At 67.4% G+C, this 5,179-nt stretch carries 1 protein-coding gene; it reads left to right on the forward strand.

What is annotated here, in order from left to right; all coding sequences use genetic code 11:
- Nucleotides 1-177: 177 nt before the first annotated feature.
- Nucleotides 178-5,076 carry an alpha-2-macroglobulin gene (locus ACO6VM_RS20940; RefSeq protein WP_422403764.1) on the forward strand — a complete coding sequence of 1,633 codons (4,899 nt, stop codon included), beginning with the start codon at nt 178-180 and terminating at the stop codon, nt 5,074-5,076.
- Nucleotides 5,077-5,179 lie beyond the last annotated feature (103 nt).

Here is a 5,179-nt window from a genome sequence, read left to right on the forward strand (position 1 = left end):
GACATCAACATGGCGTGGGAGCGGGCTTGCCCCGCGATTGCCCAACGGATTGTACCGGCCCTGCAACCAATCGGCGCGAACAGGGTCTCACTTGCCGCCCGCGGTCGGGTAACCCTGACCGCGTTGCGCTATAGTTGCCCCCCTCACGTACACGCTGCCAAAGAGTTCACCCTCAAAATGCTCAACAAAGGATTGTTGCTGGCCTGCGCGCTGGCCCTGCTCAGTGCCTGTGATTCCTCCACACCGGAGAAACCACCGGCGCCCGCCGAGAAACCCGCCGCTGCCGTCGAGCAACCAGCGGCCAAGCGCGAAGACCCGGCCGTGCTCGCCAAGCGCTACGCCGGCCGCGAGCTCAACGTGCTGGATGTCTCGGAAGTGCAGCTCGACGGTGCCAGCACCCTGTCGGTCAGCGTGTCCGCGCCGCTGGACGCCAACCAGGACTTCGCCGCCAAGCTGCACCTGGTCGACACCGTCAAGGGCAAGGTCGACGGCGCCTGGGAACTCTCCGACAACCAGATGGAGCTGCGCCTGCGCCACCTGGAGCCGCAGCGCAAGATGGTCCTGACCATCGACAAGGGCCTGCTGGCGGTCAACGGCAATTCGCTCGAGAGCGAATCGGTCAGCCGCTTCGAAACCCGCGACATGCAGCCCACCGTGGGCTTCGCCAGCCGTGGCTCGCTGTTGCCGACCCGCCTGGCCGAAGGCCTGCCGGTGATTGCCCTGAACGTGCCCAAGGTCGATGTCGAGTTCTTCCGGGTCAAACCCGAGATGCTCTCGACCTTCCTGGCCAACTGGGGCCGCAACAGCAGCCTGTACTACTACCAGTCCAAGGAAACCCTGGACATGGCCGAGCTGGTCTACGGCGGCCGCTTCGACCTCAACCCTGCGCGCAACACCCGCGAGACCGTGCTGCTGCCGATTGCCGGGATCAAGCCGTTGCAGGAGCCGGGGGTGTACCTGGCCGTGATGCGCGCCTCGGGCACCTACGACTACTCGCAGCCGGCGACCCTGTTCACCCTGAGTGACATCGGCGTCTCTGCCCACCGCTACCGCGACCGCCTGGACGTCTTCACCCAGGCCCTGGAAGGCGGCAAGGCACTCAAGGACGTGACCCTCGAACTGCACGACGACAAGGGCAAGCTGCTGGCGCAGGCCAAGACCGACGGCGACGGCCACGCGCAACTGCCGATCACCGCCAAGGCCGACACCCTGATCGCCACCCAGGGCGTGCACACCACCCTGCTGCGCCTGAACACCGCGGCCCTGGACCTGGCCGAATTCGACATCACCGGCCCCCAGGCCAACCCGCTGCAGTTCTTCATCTTCGGCCCGCGCGACCTGTATCGCCCAGGCGAAACGGTGTTGCTCAACGGCCTGTTGCGCGACCAGGACGGCAAGCCGGTCAAGGCCCAGCCGGTCAGCGTCGAAGTGCGTCGCCCGGATGAGCAGGTGAGCCGCAAGTTCGTCTGGGAGGCCGACCAGAACGGCCTGTTCCAGTACCAGCTGCAACTGGCCACGGAGGCACCGACCGGCCGCTGGCAACTGCTGCTGGACCTGGGCGGTGGCCGCAAGCAGGTTTACGAATTCCTCGTCGAAGACTTCCTCCCCGAGCGCCTGGCGCTGGAGCTCAAGGGCAGCAGCAAACCGCTGTCGCCCGAGCAGACCGCCACCATCCAGGTCAACGGCCGTTACCTCTACGGCGCCCCGGCGGCCGGCAACCGCCTCAGCGGCCAGGCCTACGTGCGCCCGCTGCGCGAAGCGGTGAAGGCGCTGCCGGGCTACCAGTTCGGCGCGGTCACCGAGACCGAGCTGAACCAGGACCTGGAGCTGGACGAAGTCACCCTCGACCAGGCCGGCAAGGCCCGTATCGATATCGAAAGCCGCTGGAGCGAAGCGCGTTCGCCGCTGCAACTGACCGTGCAGGCCAGCCTGCAGGAGTCCGGTGGCCGGCCGATCACCCGCCGCCTGGAACAGCCGATCTGGCCCGCCGAGCGCCTGCCGGGCCTGCGTGGCTTGTTCGACGGTGAAGAGACCGACGGCGACGGCCCGGTGGAGTTCGAGTTCCTGGTCGCCGACCAGAACGGCAACAAGCTGGCCGCCAACGACCTCAAGGTGCGCCTGATCCGTGAGCGCCGCGACTACTACTGGAACTACTCCCAGAGCGACGGCTGGAGCTACAACTACAACGAAAAATTCCTCACCCAGAACGAAGAGACCCTCAGCGTCAAAGCTGGCTCCACCGCCAAGCTGAACTTCCAGGTGGAGTGGGGCCCGTACCGCGTCGAGGTGGAAGACCCGCAGACCGGCCTGGTGTCGAGTTCGCGCTTCTGGGCGGGCTACCGCGCCCAGGACAACGCCGAAGGCGGCGCGGTGCGCCCCGACCAGGTGAAGATCGCCCTGGACAAGCCGGCCTTCAAGGAAGGCACCACCGCCAAGGTCACCGTCACCCCGCCGGCCGCAGGCTCCGGCTACCTGATGATCGAGTCTGCCGACGGCCCGCTGTGGTGGCAGGAAATCGACGTGCCGGCCGAAGGCAAGACCTTCGAGGTCGAGCTGGACAAGAAGTGGGCACGCCATGACCTGTACATTAGCGCCCTGGTGATTCGCCCCGGCGAGCGTAAGGCCAATGCCACCCCCAAGCGCGCCGTAGGCGTGTTGCACCTGCCGCTGGACCGCGCCGAGCGCAAGCTCGCGGTGAGCCTGCAGGCACCGGAGAAGATGCGCCCGAAACAGCCGCTGACCGTGAAGTTCAAGGCCGTCAACGCCGATGGCAGCGTGCCAAAACAGGTGCATGTGCTTTTGTCCGCCGTGGACGTGGGCATCCTCAACATCACCGACTTCAAGACCCCCGACCCGTTCGCCAGCCTGTTCGGCCGCAAGGCCTACGGCGCCGACCAGCTGGACATCTACGGCCAGCTGATCGAAGCCGGCCAGGGCCGCCTGGCCAGCCTGGCGTTCGGTGGTGACGCGGCCATGGCCAAGGGTGGCAAGCGCCCCAACACCACGGTGACCATCGTTGCCCAGCAGAGCCTGCCGGTGACCCTGGATGAGAAAGGCGAAGGCCAGGCCACGGTCGACATCCCCGACTTCAACGGCGAACTGCGCCTGATGGCCCAGGCCTGGACCGAAGAGCACTTTGGCATGGCCGAAGGCAAGACGGTGGTGGCCGCGCCGCTGATTGCCGAGCTGTCGGCGCCGCGTTTCCTTGCCGGTGGCGACCGCACCAGCCTGGCGCTGGACCTGGCCAACCTGTCCGGCCGCGCCCAGCAACTTACCGTGCAGGTGATCGGCGAAGGCCAGCTGAATCTGCTGGGCGGGGCTCAGCAGAACGTCGCGCTCGGCGAGGGCCAGCGCACCACCTTGATGATCCCGGTGCAGGCCCAGGGCGGCCTCGGCCAGGGCAAGGTGCGGGTGCAGGTCAATGGCCTGCAACTGCCGGGCGAGCCGGCCAATGGCTTCGAGCGCGAGTGGACACTGGGCATCCGCCCGGCCTACCCGGCGATGCTCAAGCACTACCGCGTGGCCCTCAAGGACCAGCCGTGGAGCCTGCCGGGCAGCGACCTGGCCGAGTTCGAGCCGGCGGGCCTGGAGGCTACGCTGGCCTTGTCGAGCCGCCCACCGCTGAACCTGGCCGAGCAGATCCGCGCCCTGGAAGCCTACCCCTATGGCTGCCTGGAGCAGACCACCAGTGGCCTGTACCCCTCGCTGTACGCCGATGCCGACAGCCTCAAGCGCCTGGGCATCAAGGGCGAACCGGCCGACTTGCGCAAGCGCAAGATCGAGATGGGCATCGAGCACCTGCTGGGCATGCAGCGCTACAACGGCAGCTTCGGCCTGTGGAGTTCGGACAGCGAGGAAGAGTACTGGCTGACCGCCTATGTCACCGATTTCCTGCTGCGCGCCCGCGAGCAAGGCTACGGGGTGCCGGCCGAAGTCCTGAAGAAGGCCAGCGAGCGCCTGCTGCGTTATGTGCAGGAGCGCAACCTGATCGAGGTCAACTACAGCCAGAACGCCGAACACACCCGTTTTGCCGTGCAGGCCTATGCCGCGCTGGTGCTGGCGCGCAGCCAGCAGGCACCGCTGGGTGCCTTGCGCAGCCTGTTCGACCGCCGCAGCGATGCCCGCTCCGGCCTGCCGTTGGTGCAACTGGCGGTGGCGCTGGACAAGATGGGTGACAAGCCGCGTTCGCAGCAGGCGTTGCAGGCGGGCCTGGCGGTCAGCCGCAGCCAGGGCTGGATGGCCGACTATGGCAGCGCGCTGCGTGACCAGGCGCTGATCCTCGCGCTGTTGCAGGAGAACAACCTGGCGGGTAACCAGGTCGACCAGCGCTTGTTCGCGCTGTCTGACGAGCTGGCGGCCAACCGCTGGCTGTCGACCCAGGAGCGCAACGCCCTGTTCCTCGCCGGCCGTGGCCTGCTGGGCAAGCCGGAGGGCAGCTGGAAGGCACGCCTGGACAGCGCCGGCGAGGTTCGTGAGTTCAGCAACAGCGATTCGGGCATGAAGCTCGAAGGCCCGCTGTTGGCCTCGCCGCTGACGGTGCAGAACCAAGGCAGCGACACCCTGTACCAGCAGCTGACGCTGTCGGGTTACCCGCGCCAGGCCCCGGCCGCCAGCGGCAATGGCCTGGAAATCCGCCGCGAGTACCTGGGCATGAATGGCCAACCGCTGGATGTACGCAGCCTGCGCAGTGGCGACCTGGTGCTGGTGCACCTGGCGCTCAAGGCCCGGGACCACGTGCCGGATGCCCTGGTGGTCGACCTGCTGCCGGCGGGGCTGGAGCTTGAAAACCAGAACCTGGCGCAGAGCGCCGCCAGCCTGGACAACGCCAGCAGCGCGGTGAAACAGTGGCGCGAGTCGATGCAGAACGCCAGCGTCGTGCACCAGGAGTACCGCGACGATCGCTACGTGGCGGCGCTCAAGCTCGACAGCTACGGCACCACCCACCTGCTGTACCTGGCGCGTGCGGTGACCCCGGGCAGCTACCGCATCCCGCCGCCGCAGGTGGAGTCGATGTACCGGCCGAACGTGCAGGCGGTTGGCGAGAGCCAGGGCGAGATGGTGGTGCGCGCCCGCTGAGGCAGCACAGGCAGTGACACTTGGGAGCGGGCTTGCCCCGCGATAGCGTAAGCAGGAACGGCATCGTCGCCTGATATCACGCTATCGCGGGGCAAGCCCGCTC

It is taken from the genome of Pseudomonas sp. GZD-209, from assembly GCF_049310485.1.
GTDB lineage: Bacteria > Pseudomonadota > Gammaproteobacteria > Pseudomonadales > Pseudomonadaceae > Aquipseudomonas > Aquipseudomonas sichuanensis.